This window comes from Novosphingobium capsulatum NBRC 12533, assembly GCF_001598375.1.
In the GTDB taxonomy this organism is placed as follows: Bacteria; Pseudomonadota; Alphaproteobacteria; order Sphingomonadales; family Sphingomonadaceae; genus Novosphingobium; species Novosphingobium capsulatum.
Genome location: NZ_BCYV01000011.1, coordinates 39,991 through 58,228, shown reverse-complemented (window position 1 = coordinate 58,228; position 18,238 = coordinate 39,991). Strand labels below are relative to the sequence as shown.

Annotated in this window: 15 protein-coding genes; 8 read left to right on the top strand and 7 right to left on the bottom strand. The window is 67.9% G+C overall.

The window, feature by feature from the left end; translation table 11 throughout:
- Window positions 1-116 precede the first annotated feature (116 nt).
- The 4 genes from SCA01S_RS10430 (at window position 117) to SCA01S_RS10415 (ending at window position 5,969) form a co-directional block, all read left to right on the top strand.
- Entirely contained in the window at window positions 117-1,100 is a 984-nt protein-coding gene (locus tag SCA01S_RS10430) for a sensor histidine kinase (RefSeq protein ID WP_084390929.1), read from the top strand.
- A gap of 68 nt (window positions 1,101-1,168) precedes the next feature.
- The gene (locus SCA01S_RS10425) at window positions 1,169-2,965 is read left to right on the top strand and encodes a type I secretion system permease/ATPase (protein ID WP_216656117.1); all 1,797 of its coding nucleotides are present in this window, start codon (window positions 1,169-1,171) and stop codon (window positions 2,963-2,965) included.
- Window positions 2,962-4,314 (top strand): HlyD family type I secretion periplasmic adaptor subunit, encoded by a 1,353-nt coding sequence (locus SCA01S_RS10420; RefSeq protein WP_062785364.1) that lies wholly within the window; start codon window positions 2,962-2,964, stop codon window positions 4,312-4,314. The genes SCA01S_RS10425 and SCA01S_RS10420 overlap by 4 nt, the downstream gene beginning before the upstream one ends.
- A gap of 14 nt (window positions 4,315-4,328) precedes the next feature.
- Window positions 4,329-5,969 (top strand): TolC family protein, encoded by a 1,641-nt coding sequence (locus SCA01S_RS10415; RefSeq protein ID WP_062785362.1) that lies wholly within the window; start codon window positions 4,329-4,331, stop codon window positions 5,967-5,969.
- A gap of 54 nt (window positions 5,970-6,023) precedes the next feature.
- Here the strand turns inward: SCA01S_RS10415 and SCA01S_RS10410 are convergent, their stop codons facing one another.
- The 3 genes from SCA01S_RS10410 to SCA01S_RS10400 all read right to left on the bottom strand — a co-directional run bounded on the left by SCA01S_RS10410 (window position 6,024) and on the right by SCA01S_RS10400 (window position 9,926).
- The gene (locus tag SCA01S_RS10410; RefSeq protein ID WP_062785360.1) at window positions 6,024-7,547 is read right to left on the bottom strand and encodes a methyl-accepting chemotaxis protein; all 1,524 of its coding nucleotides are present in this window, start codon (window positions 7,545-7,547) and stop codon (window positions 6,024-6,026) included.
- Between the two features lie 118 nt (window positions 7,548-7,665).
- The gene (locus SCA01S_RS10405) at window positions 7,666-8,385 is read right to left on the bottom strand and encodes a response regulator (protein WP_169049934.1); all 720 of its coding nucleotides are present in this window, start codon (window positions 8,383-8,385) and stop codon (window positions 7,666-7,668) included.
- Window positions 8,382-9,926, bottom strand: coding sequence for a DUF4118 domain-containing protein (locus tag SCA01S_RS10400; RefSeq protein ID WP_084390928.1), 1,545 nt, complete (start codon window positions 9,924-9,926; stop codon window positions 8,382-8,384). The genes SCA01S_RS10405 and SCA01S_RS10400 overlap by 4 nt, the downstream gene beginning before the upstream one ends.
- A gap of 149 nt (window positions 9,927-10,075) precedes the next feature.
- On the opposite strand from SCA01S_RS10400, the gene SCA01S_RS10395 reads away from it, so the two are divergent.
- Complete coding sequence (locus tag SCA01S_RS10395; RefSeq protein ID WP_022678605.1) at window positions 10,076-12,040, top strand: potassium transporter Kup; 1,965 nt, start codon at window positions 10,076-10,078, stop codon at window positions 12,038-12,040.
- A gap of 59 nt (window positions 12,041-12,099) precedes the next feature.
- Here SCA01S_RS10395 and SCA01S_RS10390 read toward each other — a convergent pair whose 3' ends face one another.
- The 3 genes from SCA01S_RS10390 to modA are packed head-to-tail and all read right to left on the bottom strand — an operon-like array spanning window position 12,100 to window position 14,219.
- A complete protein-coding gene (locus SCA01S_RS10390) occupies window positions 12,100-12,738 on the bottom strand; it encodes an ATP-binding cassette domain-containing protein (protein WP_062785358.1) in 639 nt (212 codons plus the stop codon).
- On the bottom strand, window positions 12,728-13,420 hold the full coding sequence (modB, locus tag SCA01S_RS10385) for a molybdate ABC transporter permease subunit (protein ID WP_062785630.1): 693 nt from the start codon (window positions 13,418-13,420) through the stop codon (window positions 12,728-12,730). Before modB ends, SCA01S_RS10390 begins: the two co-directional genes overlap by 11 nt.
- 10 nt (window positions 13,421-13,430) lie before the next feature.
- Window positions 13,431-14,219, bottom strand: a complete 789-nt coding sequence (modA, locus tag SCA01S_RS10380; RefSeq protein ID WP_062785356.1) for a molybdate ABC transporter substrate-binding protein — start codon at window positions 14,217-14,219, stop codon at window positions 13,431-13,433.
- Window positions 14,220-14,382: 163 nt separating this feature from the next.
- Between modA and SCA01S_RS10375 the strand changes: the two genes are divergently transcribed.
- From SCA01S_RS10375 to SCA01S_RS10365, 3 genes are all read left to right on the top strand, one after another.
- Window positions 14,383-15,120, top strand: coding sequence for a DsbA family protein (locus tag SCA01S_RS10375; RefSeq protein ID WP_062785354.1), 738 nt, complete (start codon window positions 14,383-14,385; stop codon window positions 15,118-15,120).
- 68 nt (window positions 15,121-15,188) lie between these two features.
- A complete protein-coding gene (locus tag SCA01S_RS10370; RefSeq protein WP_022678610.1) occupies window positions 15,189-15,644 on the top strand; it encodes an Lrp/AsnC family transcriptional regulator in 456 nt (151 codons plus the stop codon).
- A 33-nt stretch (window positions 15,645-15,677) separates the two neighbouring features.
- A complete protein-coding gene (locus tag SCA01S_RS10365; RefSeq protein WP_062785352.1) occupies window positions 15,678-16,760 on the top strand; it encodes a serine hydrolase domain-containing protein in 1,083 nt (360 codons plus the stop codon).
- Here the strand turns inward: SCA01S_RS10365 and SCA01S_RS10360 are convergent, their stop codons facing one another.
- Window positions 16,761-18,227: an MFS transporter gene (locus SCA01S_RS10360; RefSeq protein ID WP_062785350.1), complete on the bottom strand. Its 1,467-nt coding sequence runs from the start codon at window positions 18,225-18,227 to the stop codon at window positions 16,761-16,763.
- Window positions 18,228-18,238: the final 11 nt, after the last annotated feature.

Here is an 18,238-nt window from a genome sequence, read left to right as displayed (position 1 = left end):
ATTGGCCCGGCGCAAACGGAAAAAGGGCTGCGGTTCGCCGGCAATGGCGTTAACACTGTTTTACAAAGATCCGCCGCAGGGATTCGCCCGGCGCGGCCAGGGTCAAAGGGGCGCAGATGAAAGTTCTGACCGGGGTTTCCGGCATGATGCGCGCCGCGCTGATCCGGCAGCGCAGCGCACTGCAACAGGCGATCCTGTGCGCCCTTCTGGTGTTCGTGCCGTCGCTCCTGCGCCTGGTGATAGAGCCGCAACCTGCGGTGATGCCGTTCCTCGCGTTCTGGCCCACGGTGCTGATCGCCGCGCTGCTGCTGGAACAGGGTTTTGCCATGCTGGCCGTGTTCGCCTCGTTTGCCGTGGCGCAGTGGCTGTTTGCCGGATCGATCATGGGCATCGCCTGGCACGGTCGGCCGCTCGTGTCGCTGCTGGTGGGCGCCGCCTGCGTGGTCCTGGTCATGGGCATGGCGATAGTGGCGCGCACCACGGTGCGCGAACTTGACGCCGTCAACCGCCAGCAGGACACCTTCAACCGCGAATTGCGCCACCGTTGCCGCAACCTGCTGTCGATAATCCAGGCCCTGTCGGCGCGTGGGCCACGTGCCGAAAACCCGCTCGATTTCTTCCGCGAGTTTTCCCACCGCCTGGACAGCCTGGCCAAAGCCAGCGACCTGCTGCGCATCGGCACCGAAGCCGAAGGGCATCTTCCCGAACTGATCGAGCGCACTATCGGCCCCTTCGGCCAGGGATCACGCATCCGCCTGAGCGGCACTCCCTGCACAGTGCCCGAGCCAAGCTGCATTCCGCTGATCATGGCGGTGCACGAGCTGTGCACCAATGCGATCAAGCACGGCGCGCTGTCCGATCCCGCCGGCTGGGTCGATCTGCGCTGGTTTCTGGCACCCGATGGTGACCGGCTCTACCTGCTGTGGAAGGAATCGGGTGGGCCGCTGGTCAGCCCACCCGCCCACCAGGGCACGGGATCGCACCTGCTGCGCGCGCAGCCGGGGCTCGAAGCAGTCGATCTCATGTTCGATCCGCGCGGGGTCTGGTGTGAGATGCTGATCGTTGGCGCCCGCGCCTGCACGGCGGCAGAAGCCGCCTGAAACGCCACGTAACGGGCCTGATCACAGCGTTATAGTTCCGAGCCGGAAGCATCTGCCGGAATGGCCTGATGCCACACTGCTATACCCGCAAGGCAACAAGGGCCTTGTGGGGGTGTTACAACGTGGATCGGCAAATGCTGCGCCTGTTCCTGCGCAGATATCGCGGAAATCTTGGATTGGTCGCCGTGGCCAGCCTGCTGTTGAACGTCCTGGTCTTTGCCGGGTCGGGCTACATGATGCTGGTTTACGATTCGGTTCTGCCCAGCCGAAGCATTCCCACCTTGGTGGGGCTGTTTGTCATGCTGGTGCTGATCTACGTATTTCAAGCGGTTTTCGAGGCAATTCGGGCAGAGGCGCTGCTGGGCGTTGCCAATGGCGTGCACGATGATCTGTTCGGTGCTGTCCACTATGCCACGGTCGCCCGCCCGCTGCGCGCGGGGCCGGACAAGGGCGATGGGCTGCAGTTTGCCCGCGACCTGGACGCGGTGCACACGTTTCTGGCTGGCGCCGGCCCGGTTGCGCTGATCGACCTGCCCTGGGTGGTGATGTTCCTGGTGGTGCTGGCCGCACTGCACTGGTGGCTGGGGCTGACCGCGCTGGCCGGGGTCATGGTGATGGCAGTGTTGGCGCTACTGTCCAACCGTCGCACGCAAACCGCCTCGCGCGAGTTGGCGATGATCACCGGGCAGCGCAGCGCCGCCACGCTTTCCGAAATCCGGTTTGCCGAATCCGCCTTTGCCATGGGCATGCAGGATCGCCTCGTGTCGCGCACCTCTGGTTGGGAAAGCCAGTTCATTGCCGCGCAATCGGCACTGGCGCGCACCGTCTCGCGCCTGGGGGGGGCCAGCCGCACGTTCCGCATGCTGCTGCAATCGATCATCCTGACCGTGGGCGCGCTGCTGGTGATCGATGACAAGGCCAGCGGCGGCGTGATCCTGGCATCCTCGGTGCTCTCGGGCCGCGCCCTGGCGCCGGTCGATTCCGCGATTGCCAACTGGAAAGGGCTGGTGGCCGCACGCAGCGGTTGGAGCCGGATCGTCCAGGCGATCACCACGTTCCGCCGCCCGCCCGAACGCCAGGTAACACTCGATCGCCCGCGCGGAGAACTTGCCCTGCGCGATCTGTGGGTGGCGCCACCGGGCACGCAGCGCTTCACCGTCCAGGGCGTGTCGCTGTCGCTGCAACCTGGTCAGGCCCTGGCCGTGATCGGCCCGAGTGCCGCGGGCAAGACGACACTGGTGCGTGGCATCCTGGGCATCTGGAAACCGCAGCGTGGTGAGGTGCGGCTGGATGGCGCCACGCCAGACCAGTGGGATGCCGAAGCGCTGGGCAGTGCCTTTGGCTATGTGCCGCAAACGGTCGATCTGATCGATGGCACGGTGGGCCAGAACATCGCCCGGTTCGATCCGGCCGCAACGTCCGACGGGGTGATGGCCGCGGCGCGCGCCGCCAGCCTGCACGAGGCGATCCTGGCCCTGCCCGATGGCTATGACACGCCGGTGTCCGCCGGGGGCAGCGAGCTTTCCGCCGGGCAGCGCCAGCGGGTGGGCCTGGCCCGCGCGCTTTATGGCAACCCGCATCTGCTGATCCTGGACGAGGCGAATTCCAACCTTGATGCCGTGGGTGATGCCGCGCTCAACCGCGCCGTGATGGACATGCGCCAGCGGGGTGGCATCGTGATCATGATCACCCATCGCCCGGCCACGCTCGGCCCGATCAGCCATGTCGCGGTGATGCAGAATGGCCGCCTTGTCGATTTCGGCGAACGCGACGCCGTGATGCAGCGCACTCTGCAGGCAAACGACAGCACCGCCACGGCCAGTGCCCCGGCGCCGGGCCGACTGGCGCAGGAGGCCGCACGATGAACGCCCCGCTCTCTCCCGAGGCCATGCGGCAATTGCTGCCGGCACTGTGGATCGACCAGCCCAGCGCGCCGCGCCCCCTTGCCCCACGCCTGCTGGTGCGGCTGGTGTTTGCCCTCGCCGGGCTGATGGCCCTGCTGTTCGCCCTGGCTGCGATCGTGCCTATCGGTGGCGCGGTGATCGGCGGTGGCCAGGTGGGCGTGGAAAGCAGGGTCAAGCGCATTGCCCATCCCACAGGCGGCGTCATCACCACGATCGCGGTGATCAATGGCCAACATGTGCGCCAGGGTGAGCTGCTGATGAGGCTGGATGACCGGGTGACCGGCGCTGATGCCACCTATTCCAACCTCACCGTGGAACAGCTGCTGGCGCAGAAAGCCAGGCTGGAAGCAGAGCGGCTGGGCCTGGGCCAGGTGGTCTTTCCGGCCGACCTGTTGCGAGCGGGCAACCCCAGTGCGGCCAAGGCCATGGCCGACGAACAGCACCTGTTCGCCATGCGCCAGACCGAAGAAGGTCAGTTGCGCGCCCAGCTCGCCGCGCGCGTGGCGCAATACAACCAGCAGATCACCGGGCTTCAGGCCCAGATCGATGCCCTGCGCCAGCAACGCCACCTGATCGAGCCGGAACGCCAGGGTGTGCGCGACCTGTGGGACAAGCAGTTGGTCACGATCAACCGCCTGAACCAGCTGGAACGCACAGCCGTGGATATCGACGGGCAAGTGGCGCAGTTGCAGGCGCAGATCGCCCAGACCCGCGCCCGCATTACCGAAGCGCAGGAGCAGTCGATCCAGACGGTGCAGACCCGCCGCGTCCAGGCCGGCACCGATCTGGCCCAGGTCAATACCGCGCTCAACCAGCAGCAGCTGCGCAAGGTCAGCGCATCGGACCAGAAGGACCGCAGCGAAATCCGCGCGCCCTATTCCGGCACGATCGAAAAGATTGCCTTTGCCGCGATCGGCGATGTCGTACGGCCAGCCGAGCCGATCATGGAAATCGTACCCGATCACGATGTCATGGTCGTCGAAGCCTCGGTCAGCCCCGCCGACATCGACCAGGTGCGCGTGGGCCAGGCGGCGCGGGTGCGGTTTTCCGCGTTCAACCGCGCCGCGACCCCGGAAATTCCCGGCCGGGTGATCTATGTCGCCACCGATCGGACAGACAACCAGGAAACGCGCCAGGCCTATTACACCGTGCGCATTGCGGTCGACCAGGCGGCCGTGGAGCGTGAGGGGCTGGCGCTGCGCAGCGGGATGCCCGCCGAAACCTATATCGAGACCGGCAACCGGTCGCTGCTGTCCTATGTCACCAAGCCACTGCGTGACCAGTTCATGCGCGCTTTCCGCGACAATTGAGGGGGATTTCCGCCATGCGCCCTGCCCTGCGCCATCTGCGCCCCGTCTGCGTGCGCCGGTCACGCCTGCACCTAAACCTGCGCCTAAACCTGCATTGGGCCTGCGCCACGGCCGCACTGGCCCTGCTTATGCCCACCGCTCGGGCGCAGGAGGCGGTCGATATCGATCGCAGCGCCGGCCTGCCGCCCGAAACCCCGGCAGACATCGCCGAAGGCGCGCTGTCAGGCCGGCCGGTTTCCACGCTGACCGATGCCCTGCGCTATGCCTATTGGACATCGCCGGCCCTGCTGGCCCAGCGCAGCAGCACGCAGAGCAGCGCCTGGGGCGTGGCACAGGCACGCGCCGGCTATGGCCCCAAGCTGGACTATGCCCTGACCTATGGCTGGACGCGCGACCGGTTCGAAATTGCCAAGGGCGTGTTTCTGGGCCGCAGCGGTTGGACATCTACCGCCACGGCCGTGTTGACCCAACCCTTGTTCAGCTTTGGCCGGTCGTTTGCCAACGAACGCGGCGCACGCGCCCAGGCCGCCTATCAGCAGGCCGTGCTGCAATCGGCCGAACAGCAAGCCCTGCTCGATGCGGCCGATGCCTTTGTCGGCCTGCGCCGCACCCGCACGGCCGTGGCCATCGCCGCAGACAACCTGGCTGCGCTGACCCGCGAATTGACCGACAATCGCGCGCGCCTGGCCGCGCACGAGGTGACCGCCACCGATATCCAGCAGGTGGAAACCAGGGTAGAACTGGGCCGCGTGCAATTGCTTGCCGCGCAGCGCGACGCCGGCACGGCCGAGGCTGCATTCCTGCGCATGGTCGGCACGCGGCCGGGCGATCTTGCGCCGCCACCCCCGCTGCAATTGCCGGTGGCCGATCTGGAAGAAGCCTATGCCTATGCTGAGGGGCACAATCCGCTGATCCATGCCGCGCAGGAGCGCGAGCGCGCCTCGCGCGCCAGCGTGGAAGCAGCCAGAGCGGAGCGCCGCCCGCGCGTCGATTTCCAGGGGACGGCAGCCCTGCTGCCCTACTCGGCCGGCTTTTCCAACTATTCCGATACCTTGCGCCAGACCGAGATCAAGGGCGTGGTCACGCTGTCTGGTCCCCTGTTTGACAGTGGCGAGCGCGCCGCGCGCGTACACGCCGCGCAAGCGGCCAATGATGCCGATTGGCGCCTGATGGACGCCACCTTGCGCGAAAATCGTGCGGCCCTTGCCGGCGCATGGAACGATTGGCAGGCCCAGACCGCCGCGATCGACACCCTCGCCAAGGCGGTGGCCTCTGCGCAAAACGCCTATGATGGCGCCGTGCTGCAAGAGCGGGCGGGCATGTTCACCACGCTCGACGTGCTGCAACTGGCGCGCGAACTGCTCCAGGCGCGCAGCGCCTACAACGATGGGGTGGCCGGCGCCTATCTTGCCAAGGTGCAGGTACTGGCCGCGCTGGGCGCACTCGATGCTGCCTGGCTCCTGCCCGATGGCCCGCGTCGCGATGCGCAGGGCGATGCCTGGCGCGTGGCCGGCAAGGCCGATGTGCCGCTCGTGACCGACGCCGTGCGCGCGCTTGATGGCCTGGTGGAAGGCAGCGCGCCTCCCCGCTCTGCGCGCGATCCGGCGGCGCGCACGCTTATCCCCGCGGCAGAGCTGTCACGTGGCGAAAACTAACGGATGCCGCTGGCTTTAGGGCGGTCATCCGAACCGATCCGCCACGCGGCAGGCTCAAAATTCGGACCAGTCATCCTCGGCCACAGCCGCATTGCCGGAACTGCGCGGAGCAGCCGATGGCCGCGGCCGGGGCGCGGGCGCGGGGACTGGCGCAGGCGGCACTGATGCAACGGCCGCCACAGCCGGCGCCAGCCGGGGTTTTGCTTCCGCTGCCGCCGATTGCACCGACGCCGGTCGCAATGGAGCGATCGGACGCGGCGCGGTCGTGGCGCGGGCCGTGGCCTGGTTGCCGGCAAAGCGGAACTTGGCCAGTTCGCGTGCCATCACGTTGGCCTGGTCGGCGAGATTGCGGGCCGTGGCCGTGGCCTCCTCGGCCATGGCGGCGTTCTGCTGGGTGATCGAATCGACATCGCGCACGGTGGCATTGATCTGACCCAGGGTTGTCGCCTGGTTGCTCGACGTGCCGTTGATCCGCTGCATCACATCGTTGATTTCGCCGACGCTGGCCGCAATCCGCTCCAGCGCGTCACCCGTGGCGGTGACGAGCGCGACGCCATTGGAAACCTGTTCGGTGGAGCTGCCGATGCGGGCGCGGATATCGCGCGCGGCATCGCCCGCCCGCTGCGCCAGGGCGCGCACCTCGCTCGCCACCACGGCAAAGCCCTTGCCCGCGTCGCCAGCGCGCGCCGCCTCGACCCCGGCGTTGAGCGCCAGCAGGTTGGTCTGAAACGCAATCGCGTCGATCACGCCCACGATCTCGGCAATTTCCTGGGACGATTTCTCGATCGTCGCCATCGCCTCGATCGCGCGGCCTACCACGTCGCCCGATTGGCGGGCCTCATCCAGCGTCGTTTGCACCATGGTGCTGGCGTTGCCCGCCTCGTGCACCGATTTCTGCACGCTTTCGTTGATCTGGCGCAGCGCGGCGGCGGCCTCTTCCACGGCGGCGGCCTGCTGTTCGGTACGGGTGGAAAGATCTTCGGACCCGGCGAGGATTTCGGCCGAGCCATTGGCCACCTGTTCGGCAATCCCGCCGACCGAGCGCATGGCCCCGGCCATGGCATCGACCGCCGAATTGAACGCGGTTCGCAGGCATTCGTAATCGTGGCGGAACGCGCGAGTCAGCCGGCAATCGAGATCGCCACCGGCCAGCCGCTCCAGCCCCTCACGCAGGGCATCGACCACGGCAGAAGTTTCGGCCTGGCTTTGCACCTGGATCATCAGGGCATCGCCCCCGTCGATCACCATGGGCGTCAATGTCACCAGCATGCGCAACGGCAGGCCCTTGCCGTCGAGGTTGAGCCATTCGAAGCGGGCAAAGCCGTTGCGCTGCGCCTCGGCAATCCGTTCCACCACGTGCTCGCCCGTGGGGCGGCCATCCATCTGGCAGGGCGCGGCCAGCATGTCGGGCGAGGCGCCGATGATGTCATGCCGGGGGCGCTGATAGACGCGCTCCGCCGCAGCGTTGCACAGGGTAAACCGGCCATTCTGCATCAGCAGGAAGCCATCGGCCGCCTGCTCGAACACCGCCTGCGCGAAACGGGTTTCGAGTGGAACGACAACGCGCCTTTTGAACATGCAATCTTTCCCCGGTCCTGGTGGCGGAATTGACCGGGACAGGCGCTATCATCGGCGTGCTCAAATGGCGTTTAAGCCGGGGCCACGTAAACCTGCGTGGGGGTGGCGCAGGTTCGGGTTAGCCGCGCGCCAGATCGAGGCGATATCCGATGCCTGGTTCGTTGCGCAGCGCCGAGTGGCCGGGCGGGCGATCGCTTTCCAATTTGCGCCGGATGCCGCGCGCCGCCACGCGCAGATATTCCACGTCAGTCTCGTGCCCCGGCCCCCAGATCGTGCGCAGCAATTGCGCATGGGTCACCACGCGGCCGGCATTGCCCGCCAGTTCGGCCAGGAACGCATATTCCTTGGGGGCAAGGTGCACCTCTGCCCCGGCCTTGCGCACCTGCCGCGCGGCGAGGTCGATCTCCACATCGGCAAAGCGCAAGACCGCCTGCCCGCCCGGTACGCCAGCCAGCCGCGCGCGATGGCGCAGCGCGGTGCGCACGCGCGCCAGGATTTCTTCGGGATCGAATGGCTTGGTCACATAATCGCTGGCGCCCAGATCGAGCGCGGCAACCTTTTCCGCGGTGGCATCGCGCGCGGACAGCACCACCACGGCAAGGCCCGCCGCCACCAGTTGCGGCAGGATTTCCAGGCCATCGCGATCGGGCAGCCCGAGATCGAGCAGCGCCAGATCGGGCGCCTTCGCGGCGCGCTGGGCCAGGGCCTGGGTCGCCGTGGCGGCCTCGCTTACGCCATAACCGGCTTGGGCCAGCGTCTGGCGCAACAGCGCGCGGATCGCCGGATCATCATCGACGATGAGCACGCCGGGGCCAGCCGGTTCTGTCGTGCCGCTCACGCCGGAACCGCCACAGGCCGCACCAGCGCGGGCGGCACATGCAGGGCGAAGCGCGCACCGCCGCCCGGGCGATTGGCGGCCGTCACGGCAAGGCCCATCGCCTCGGCAAAGCCCTTGACGATGGCAAGGCCCAGCCCCGTGCCGCCTTGCCGGTCTGATCCTTCAAGCCGCGTGAACATGCCGAAAATGCGCTCCTCTTCGCCCGGCGGCAGGCCAGGCCCACGATCGCAGACCGCCAGTTCCACCCCGCCCTGCGGATCGGCCAGCGCCTCTATCCGAATGCCGCCCTTGCCGCCATGGCGCACGGCATTGTCGATCAGATTGATCAGGCAATGGTGCAGCAGGCGTGGATCGGCCAAGACCAGCGGCAGGTCTTCGGGCACGACCAGTTCCAGCGGGCCGACCAGGCCGCCTGGCGCGAGATGATCGAGTGCCGCGTCACACGCCTCGGCCAGGTCAACCGGTTCAGGATCGCGCTGCAAGGCGCCGATTTCCAGGCGCACCATCTCGATCAGGTTGGCGACGAACCGGTCGAGCCGCTCTGCCTCGCCGCGCGCGCTGGCCAAGGCGGCCGCCTGCTCTGGGGTCAGCGGACGCAGCGCGCGCAGCGTGCCCAGCACGGTGGTGAGCGGGGTGCGCAGATCGTGGCCGATCGACGACAGCAGGGCACTGCGCAGCCGCTCGCGCTCTTGCACCCGGCCCAGCGCCAGCTTTTCCTCTTCCAGGGCAATGCGCGCCAGGGCGAGGCCGGCCTGGGCCAAGAGGCTTTCCAGCAGCGGAGTCTGCCCGCCGTGCAGCGGCAACTCGCCATCGGGATTGCCCACCCCGACGACGGCCAGCGGGCCCTGGCCGCCCGGCACCGGCAGGAACAACCACTCCGACGCGGTGGGCACTTGTCCGCCCGGCCCGGCCGAGCGCCCGCTATCAAGGCACCATTGCGCGGCGGCCGCCTCCAGCAGGTCGAGGCGATCGTGCGCGGGGTGCGCCGCCACCAGCGTGGCGATGCCCTGGGTATCGGCTGCCGCCACCAGCACGCGCAGGCCAAACTGGCGGGCCACTTCCTCGGCCAGCAAGGCCCATAGCGCATCGCGCCGCGTCACCCCCATCAAGCGCCCGGCAAACCCGGCCAGCAACGCGTCGCGCCCGGCCTGCGCCTGCGCTAGCGAGGCTTGGTGGCGCAGGCGCGCGGCCATGTGGCTGCCCACCAACGCTACACCCAGCAGGATGACCAGCGTGATGAGGTGCGAGGGATCGGCCACCGCCAGCGTGAAACGCGGCGGAATAAAGAAATAGTTATAACACAGCGACGAAAGCAGCCCCGCCGCGAGCCCCGGCCGCAGACCGAGGCGGATCGCGGCAAACATGACCGGCACCAGATAGAGCAGGCCGATATCAGCCACATCCCCCCGCGCCAGCAGCGTCATGCCAACCAGGCTGGCCAGCCCGATCAGCGCCGCGGTAGCCAGCAGGCCGGCAACCAGCCCACCATCCCCCTCAGCGCCGGGCGCAGGTGCGATACGATGGGCAAGGGCCAGTGTCATGCCACCGGGATGCCGCAGCAGGGCCCCCTCTGTCGAGAGCCAAGGCTGTCGCACCGTGTCATGCCGGCGCGACGAGATGGGCGGGCGGTCGCGTAAAGAATGCATAAATTTCGTCGCATCGGGATATTGCCGGGCGTAGCGGCGCCGGCATGACCGCCATGTCCTATCCGGGCGCGCCCGAATCCACGCCTGCCGCTGCCGCTGCTGACGCTTCCCCCGCCCCTGACACCGCCGGAGTCGATCATCATGAGGGCCACGAGGCGCAGGGCCTTGTGCCACTCGCCGTGGGCGCGATCGGCGTGGTGTTTGGCGATATCGGCACCTCGCCGCTCTATTCGCTGAAGGAAAGCTTCATCGGCCACCACCGTTTGGCGGTGGATGCCGATCATATCTTCGGCGTGCTCTCGCTGATGTTCTGGACGATGACGCTGATCGTCACGGTCAAGTACGTCTTCGTGATCCTGCGCGCCGACAACAAGGGCGAAGGCGGCAGCCTGGCGCTGCTCGCGCTGATCGGGCGCCAGCTCAAGCCGGGGCGATGGACCGCCTTCACCGTGGTGCTGGGCATCGTGGCGACGGCGCTGTTCTATGGCGACGCGATCATCACGCCGGCGGTGTCGGTGCTGTCGGCAGTCGAAGGGCTGACCGTGGTGCACCCGGCCTTTGCCGAGGTGGTGCTGCCGATCTCGATTGCGATCCTCATCGGCCTGTTTGCCATCCAGTCGCGCGGGACGGCGGCGGTGGGCAAGCTGTTTGGCCCGGTGATGCTGGTCTATTTCCTGGTCATCGCGCTGCTCGGCCTGAACGGCATTGCCCGCGCGCCGGAAATCCTGCTGGCAGCCAATCCCTGGTACGCCGTCAAGTTCTTCACGCTCGATCCGCTGCTGGCTTTCCTGGCGCTGGGTTCTGTCGTGCTGGCTGTGACCGGGGCAGAGGCGCTCTATGCCGATATGGGCCATTTCGGCCGCCGCGCGATCATGGTGGCGTGGCTGTGGGTGGCGTTTCCGTGCCTTCTCATCAACTATGCCGGGCAATCGGCGCTGTTGCTGCGCAACCCGGCCCTGGTGGAAAATCCGTTCTTCCTGATGGCGCCGGATTGGGCGCGCCTGCCGCTGGTCATCCTGGCGACGCTGGCCACGGTGATCGCCAGCCAGGCGGTGATCTCGGGCGCGTTTTCGGTCTCGCAGCAGGCGGTGCAACTGGGCTTCCTGCCGCGCATCCGCATTCTGCATACGAGCGCCAGCGCGGCCGGCCAGGTCTATGTGCCGTTCGTCAACTGGGTCTTGCTGGTCATGGTCATCCTGCTGGTGCTGGCGTTCCGCACGTCGAGCAACCTGGCTTCGGCCTATGGCATCGCGGTGACCGGGACGATGTTCATTACCGCCTGCATGCTGGGCGTGCTGACCTTTGCCGTGTGGAAATGGCATCCGCTGGTGGCCGGCATCGTTACCGGCACGTTCCTGGTGATCGATGGCGCCTATTTCGCATCGAACGCCACCAAGATCCCCGATGGTGGCTGGTTCCCGCTGATGGTCGCGGCAATCACGTTCACCGCGCTCACCACCTGGGCCACCGGCCGGCGCATCGTGCGCGAACGCCTCGCCGAAGATGCCATGCCGTTCGAACTGTTCCTGGGTTCGGTGTGCGAACGCGTGCGCCGGGTCAAGGGCACGGCGGTGTTCATGGCCTCTACCGTTGAAGGGATTCCGCCGGCGCTGCTGCACAATCTCAAGCACAACCACATCCTGCACGAACGCGTCGTGGTTCTGACCGTGATGACCGCCGGGGTGCCACACGTGCCCGATCACAAGCGGCGCGAGGTGGAAGACATGGGCCATGGCTTCTACCGCATGATCATCCGCACCGGCTTTATGGACGAGGCCGACATTCCCGCCGAACTCGCCGCCGAAACGCGCGCGGCCGGTCCATTCAAGCCGATGGAAACCAGCTATTTCCTGGCGCGGCAGACGCTGATCGCGTCCAAGCGGCCGGGCATGGCGATCTGGCGGGAAAAGCTGTTTGCCTGGATGGTGCGCAATTCGGAAAGCCCGATGCAGTTCTTCCGCCTGCCCACCAACCGCGTGATCGAACTGGGTAGCCAGCTGGAAATCTAGCCTTTTGATTTGCCGCATTTTCCGAGTCAGCAGGTGATTCCACCTGCCTTGAAAATGCTCTAGATTTCCACCACCGCATCGGCGAGCCGGGCCACCTCGTCCTGCTGGTGCGACACCAGCAGGACCGGCAGGGCAAAGGCATCGCGGATGCGGGCGATCAGCGCTATCACGCCCTCGCGCCGCGCCGGATCGAGCGCGGTCAGCGGCTCGTCCATCAACAGAAAGCGCGGGCCCGACAGCAGCGCACGGCCGATCGCCACGCGCTGCGCCTCGCCGCCCGACAGCGTGTGCGGCCGGCGCGCGAGCAAAGGCGCGATGTCGAGAAAACCGGCCACTTCGTCCAGCGCCAGGGTGCGTCGTTCGGGCGCGGCCTGGCGCCAGCCGAACAGCAGGTTGTCCGCCACGCTCAAGTGCGGAAACAGGCGCAGGTCCTGAAACACATAGCCGGCCGCGCGCCGTTCGGGCGGCAGGTCTATCCCCCGCGCCGCGTCGAACAGCACTGTGCCGCCCACCGCGATATGGCCCGAAAGCGGGCGCAGCAGGCCCGCCACGGCATCGAGCGTGCTGGTCTTGCCCTGCCCCGATGGCCCGACCAGCGCGGTGATGCCGCCGCCACCTGCCACCCGCACGGGAAATTCGAGCTGCCCCCGCGCCAGCACCACATCGATGTCAAAGGATGGGGCCGGGTCAAAGGACATGCGCGCCCTTTCCACCCTGCCGACGTGCCAGCAGTTCCGACGCAACCAGTGCCAGCACCGACAGCAGCACCGCCACCCCGGCCAAGCGCAAGACCGTGGCGTCGCTGCCGGGCACCTGCAGGGCGGCATAGATGGCCAGCGGCAGCGTCTGGGTTTCGCCGGGGATGTTGGACACAAAGGTGATGGTCGCGCCGAATTCGCCCAGCGAGCGGGCAAAGCCCAGCACCGCGCCGGCCACGATGCCCGGCGCGCACAGCGGCAGCGTCACGCGCCAGAACGTGGCCCATGGCCCGGCGCCGAGCGTGCGCGCGGCCTGTTCCAGGCGGGGATCGACTGCCTCAAGCGACAGGCGGATTGCTCGCACCATCAGCGGCAACGCCATGATCGCGGCAGCCAGCGCCGCGCCGGTCCAGCGAAACAGCAGCGTCACGCCAAACAGGCGCCACAGCCAGGCCCCGATCGGGCCAGCCGGGGCAAAGGCCACCAACAGCATCCAGCCAATGACGACAGGTGGCAGCACCAGCGGCAGATGCACCAGCGCATCAAGCAGCACACGCCCACGAAACCGCCCGCGTGCCAGCGCAAAGGCCAGCGCAAAGGCCAGCGGCAGCACACCCAGGATGGCCACCCCGCTCACCTTGGCGGAAAGCGCAACCACACCCCATTCCTGCGCCGAAAGCAGCACGCGCGGCTCAGTGCGCGACAAAGCCGAAGCGGCGGAAGATCGCCTTGCCTTCGGCCGAGAGCAGGAAGCGGCGGAACTTTTCGGCGTCGGGATGGGTGGAGCTTGTCAGCCGCGCCACCGGATAGGTGATCGGCGCGTGGCTGCCGGCGGGAAACACGCCGACCACTTTCACCCCCGGTTCGGCGCGAGCATCGGTGGCATAGACCACGCCGAGCGGCGCGGCGCCGTGGGCCACCAGCGCCAGGGCCGCCCGCACATTTTCCGCGCGCGCCACCTGGCCCTGCACCTGGTTCCACACGCCCAACCGCTCCAGCGCGGCCTTGCCATAGCGGCCAGCCGGCACGGCAGCAGGATCGCCCATCGCCAGTTTGCCACCGGCCAGCGCCTGCATCAGCGCAAAGCCGGGCGCCGGATAAAGCCGCAGCGTGCTGCCCGCCGGCGCTACGATGACCAAGGCATTGGTCACCAGCCGGGCGCGCGTGCGCGGCGCGACAAGGCCGGCACGGGCCACATCGTCCATCCAGTCTTCATCGGCCGACACGAACAGGTCTGCCGGGGCGTGCGCCTCGATCTGGCGGGCCAGGGCCGAAGAGGCCGCGAACGACAGCACCGGGCGCGGATGGCCCAGCGCTGCCCAGCGGTCGGCCGCCGCATTCATCGATTCCTGCAGGCTGGCCGCTGCCAGCACCAGCGGCCCCCGGCCGGCGGGATTTTCCGCGGCCGGCGCCGTAGCCGGCAGGAGGGCGGCCGCAACCAGGCAACACAGGGCAAGGAGACGAAGCACAACGCGGCCCATGGCAACTCCGCAGCCCGCAGGCTGTATTTGGCGGGATATATTCAGCTGCCCTACAGCCAGCCGCGGCGAAATGCAAAGCGTGCACCTTCGCACGCCAAGGCTTGCCGCCTGCCCCGGATTGCGCAACAGCACCGCCAAGGTTTGCAAACGACAAGGAACAGCAATGCGCGCACGGTTCTGGGCGATCGCCCTGACGGCAACGATCACGGCCTCGGCGCCCCTGCTGGCCGCGCCGGCCATGGCGCAGGCTGCCGTGCAGACGCCCGACATCCCCGCGCCGTGGCGCACCGTGCCCGATGTGGGCGCGCTGCTGGCGCAGGACCGCTTGGTCGGGCCGGCGCAGGCGCCGATCAGCGTGGTGGTCTGGTCCGATCCGGAATGCCCCTATTGCAAGCAGTTTGCCGGCGTGCCCGATGCCGCGATCGAACGCGCCAAGGGCAAGGCCAACCTGGCGATCCGCATGCTGCCCCTGCCCTTCCACGGCGCACCGGCGGTGCTGGGCAGCATGGCCGCGCTGTGCGTGGCCGACCAGGGCGGCGCGGCCGCATTCTATCGCTTTCTCAACGATTACTTTGCCCGCACCGGCGGCAATGGCCGCGGCCTGGAAGGTGGGCGCCCGGCCGTGGTTGCCCTGGCCAAGCAGGATGGCGCGGCCGATGGCGCCAAACTTGATGCCTGCCTGCGCAGCGATGAAACCTTGGGCCGCGTCGCCGCCGAAGGCGATGCGGCCGAACGCGCCACTGTGCAGGGCACGCCGGCCGTGGCCGTGCGCAACAACCTGACGGGCGAGACAATCATGGTCGATGGCGCGATCGATGGTGAAACGCTCGACCAGGCGATCACCCTGATGGCATCGCGCAGCAAGCGGCACGGTGCGCCGCCAGCGGATTATTCGCGTTGATCCGAAACGAGCCAAGGCTTCCCGCGAATCTGACTTTATCCGCGAAGATTTTGCGCTAGACGGCGTTGATGGACCGCATAGATCGCAAGCTGCTGGCCGCGTTGCAGGCAGATTCGCAAAGTTCGCTGGCACAACTGGCCGATCGGGTGGGGCTTTCCAGCTCTGCCTGCCACCGCCGCATGCGCGCGCTGGAAGAGAGCGGTGCGATCACCGGCTATGGCGCGCGGGTCGATGCCGGCAAGATCGGCCTCAACCTGCACGCCCTGATCGATATCACGCTGGAAAGCCAGAGCCGCGAAGCGATGGAGCGGTTCGAACGGGCCACGCTCGATTCCACCGAAATCCTCGAATGCTATCTGATCTCGGGCGTGGCGGATTACCGCCTGCGCATCGCCGCGCATGACATGGCCGATTATGACCGGCTGCACCGCGATTGCCTCGCACGCCTGCCCGGCGTCAGCACGATGCACACCAGCTTTGTGATCCGCCCGATCAAGGCGTGGAACGGCTATGCCCTGGGGTAACCGCGCGCGGTTCGGTCCGGCCTTGGCGGCGGAATGATCGTGACGCGGCGCGGGGTGATCGGCCTCCTGGCCGGGCTGGCCTGGTCTGGCCGCGCACTGGCCGCCGCGCCTTCGTTTCCACGCAGCATGAATGCCGCCGCGCGCCTGCGCCGCCGGCTGGATGTGCCGGCCCTGGCGGCGGGCTGGCGCGAAACGCTGGCGGACAGTGGAGCGGCCTGCGCCGGGCGCCGCATGCTGGGCAGCGATGTGCCGGTGGCGCCAGGCGACAGCTGGCACTGGGGCTCGATCACCAAGCCCGTCACTGCCACGCTGATCGCGCTGGCCGTCGAAGCGGGCGAACTGGCCTGGGACGAGCCGCTGGTGGCGCGGCTGGGCCTGGCCGATGCCGGCGCAGCGCCGTGGCGCGGGGTCACCCTGCTGCACCTGCTGTCGCACACCAGCGGCTTTGCCCGGCTTGACGTTGATACCGCGATGGACGCCTTTCCGGCCGAAGAAGCCGATCCGCGCGCCAGCCGCCTGGCCTTGACGCGCATGACCATGGCCCGCGCGCCAGAGGCAACGCCCGGCGCCCGGTTCATCTATTCCAACCGCAACTATGTGGCCGCCGCCGCGATGCTGGAGGCGGCATGCGGCGCACCGTGGGAAGTGCTGCTGCAGCAGCGCCTGCTCGGGCCGCTGGGCATGGCTGACGCCGGCTTTGGCGCGCCCGGCACGCCCGGGCTGCTCGACCAGCCGGTGGGCCACGCGTGGTGGCCAGGAGAACACGGCGTACCCCATCCGCCAGGCGTGCCACCGACGGACAATCCCGCCGTGGCCGGGCCCGCCGCACGGCTGCATGCGCCGATGGCGGCCATGCTGGCGTTTCTCGATGGGCACCGCACCCGCGCCGCCATGCTACGCAGTGAAACCTGGCAGCGCCTGCACACCCCGCCGTTCGGTGGCAGCTATGCGCTGGGCTGGGTCGTGCGGGCAGACGGCAGCCTGTGGCACGATGGCAGCAACAACCTGTGGACCGCCCAGGTGCTGGTGCAGCCCGAGGGCGTCAGGGCGCTGGCGACCAACTGGGGCGATCACCAGCGCCTGGCGGCCCCGCTCGAGACCGCGCTGCGCGCCTGATCAGTCCTGCTCTTCCACACGCGCCATGGCGATCACCGCGCCAGCCATGACGACCGCCGCCACCAGCATCGTCCACTTCGGCTGATCGGGGAAAAAGCTGCGCATCACACCGCCCATGGCTGTGGCCACGATCAGTTGCGGGATCACGATGAACAGGTTGAACAGGCCGATGTAGATGCCGAATTTGCGCGGCGGCAAAACCCGCGTGAGGATCACGTAAGGCATCCCCAGGATCGAGGCCCAGGCCACGCCGACCAGCGCCATCGGCAGCAGCAACAGATGGGCATCGCGGATCACCAGCAGCAACAGGAAAGCCACGGCGCCTGCGCCCAGGCCCACCATATGCGTGCGCACGTTGCCGATCCGCCGCGCCAATACTGGCAAGGCAAACGCCGCCAGCGCGGCCACGCCGTTGTAGAACGCAAACATCACGCCCACCCAGTCGGCCCCGGCATTATAGGCCGCGCCGCTGGTATCGGTGGCGTGGAACACCTCGCGCGTGACGACCGGCGTGGTGTAGATCCACAGGATGAATAGCGCCACCCAGGTAAAGAACTGGGCCAGGGCCAGTTGCCGCATGGCACGCGGCATCTGTGCCAAATCGCTGATCACTTGGGCGAGCGTGCCGGTGCTGGCTCGCGCCCGCACGACCACTTGCAACAGCCCGAACGCCACCAGGCCGCCGCCCAGCACCAGCAGTTGCTTGTCCAGCCCCAGTGCCAGAACCACACCAAGCAACGCCGCGCCGCCCAGCATCCACAAGGGCCCACGCGCCGGATAGACCAGCGGCTCGTGGCCTGCGGCTGCTTCGGGTTCGGCGGCAAAAGCGGCCATCTCCGCCGGGCTGTATTCGCGCACGCGCAATGCCGTCCATGCCACGGCCGCCACCATCGCGAATGCGCCCAGGTAAAAGCTGTAGCGCACCGAGGGCGGGATCACGCCTTCGGGCGCGGTATTGGCAATGCCCAGGGCGTTGAAGGCCGCCGGGGCCAGGCTGCCCAGCACCGCGCCTGCACCGATGAACCAGGTTTGCAGGGCAAACCCCTGCGCGCGCTGGTTCGGCGGGGTCATGTCTCCCACAAAGGCGCGGAATGGCTCCATCGCCACGTTGAGCGAGGCATCGAGCAGCCAGAGGAACAGCGCCGCGGCGATCAGCAGCGGGGTATTGGGCAGGCCCAGCAGCGCCAGCGCCGCCAGCACCGCCCCGGCCACGAAATAGGGCCGGCGCCGGCCAAAACGGCCCCAGGTGCGATCGGACCAATGCCCGATCAGCGGCTGCACCACCAGGCCGGTTACCGGCCCGGCGATCCACAGGAACGCCAGGTCGTCCACCTTGCTGCCCAGCGCCTGGAAAATGCGGCTGACATTGGCATTCTGCAGCGCAAAGGCCAGCTGGATGCCGAAAAAGCCAAAGCTCGTGTTCCACAGCCCCCAGAACGTCTGCGCGGGCTTTTGCGGCGTGTTCATGGCGTCCTCTC

Coding starts and splice junctions, on each gene's coding strand:
- SCA01S_RS10430 (WP_084390929.1), top strand. CDS start 117: ATGAAAGTTCTGACCGGGGTTTCCGGCATGATGCGCGCCGCGCTGATC.
- SCA01S_RS10425 (WP_216656117.1), top strand. CDS start 1,169: ATGCCACACTGCTATACCCGCAAGGCAACAAGGGCCTTGTGGGGGTGT.
- SCA01S_RS10420 (WP_062785364.1), top strand. CDS start 2,962: ATGAACGCCCCGCTCTCTCCCGAGGCCATGCGGCAATTGCTGCCGGCA.
- SCA01S_RS10415 (WP_062785362.1), top strand. CDS start 4,329: ATGCGCCCTGCCCTGCGCCATCTGCGCCCCGTCTGCGTGCGCCGGTCA.
- SCA01S_RS10410 (WP_062785360.1), bottom strand. CDS start 7,547: ATGTTCAAAAGGCGCGTTGTCGTTCCACTCGAAACCCGTTTCGCGCAG.
- SCA01S_RS10400 (WP_084390928.1), bottom strand. CDS start 9,926: ATGACACTGGCCCTTGCCCATCGTATCGCACCTGCGCCCGGCGCTGAG.
- SCA01S_RS10395 (WP_022678605.1), top strand. CDS start 10,076: ATGACCGCCATGTCCTATCCGGGCGCGCCCGAATCCACGCCTGCCGCT.
- SCA01S_RS10390 (WP_062785358.1), bottom strand. CDS start 12,738: ATGTCCTTTGACCCGGCCCCATCCTTTGACATCGATGTGGTGCTGGCG.
- modA (WP_062785356.1), bottom strand. CDS start 14,219: ATGGGCCGCGTTGTGCTTCGTCTCCTTGCCCTGTGTTGCCTGGTTGCG.
- SCA01S_RS10375 (WP_062785354.1), top strand. CDS start 14,383: ATGCGCGCACGGTTCTGGGCGATCGCCCTGACGGCAACGATCACGGCC.
- SCA01S_RS10370 (WP_022678610.1), top strand. CDS start 15,189: ATGGACCGCATAGATCGCAAGCTGCTGGCCGCGTTGCAGGCAGATTCG.
- SCA01S_RS10365 (WP_062785352.1), top strand. CDS start 15,678: ATGATCGTGACGCGGCGCGGGGTGATCGGCCTCCTGGCCGGGCTGGCC.
- SCA01S_RS10360 (WP_062785350.1), bottom strand. CDS start 18,227: ATGAACACGCCGCAAAAGCCCGCGCAGACGTTCTGGGGGCTGTGGAAC.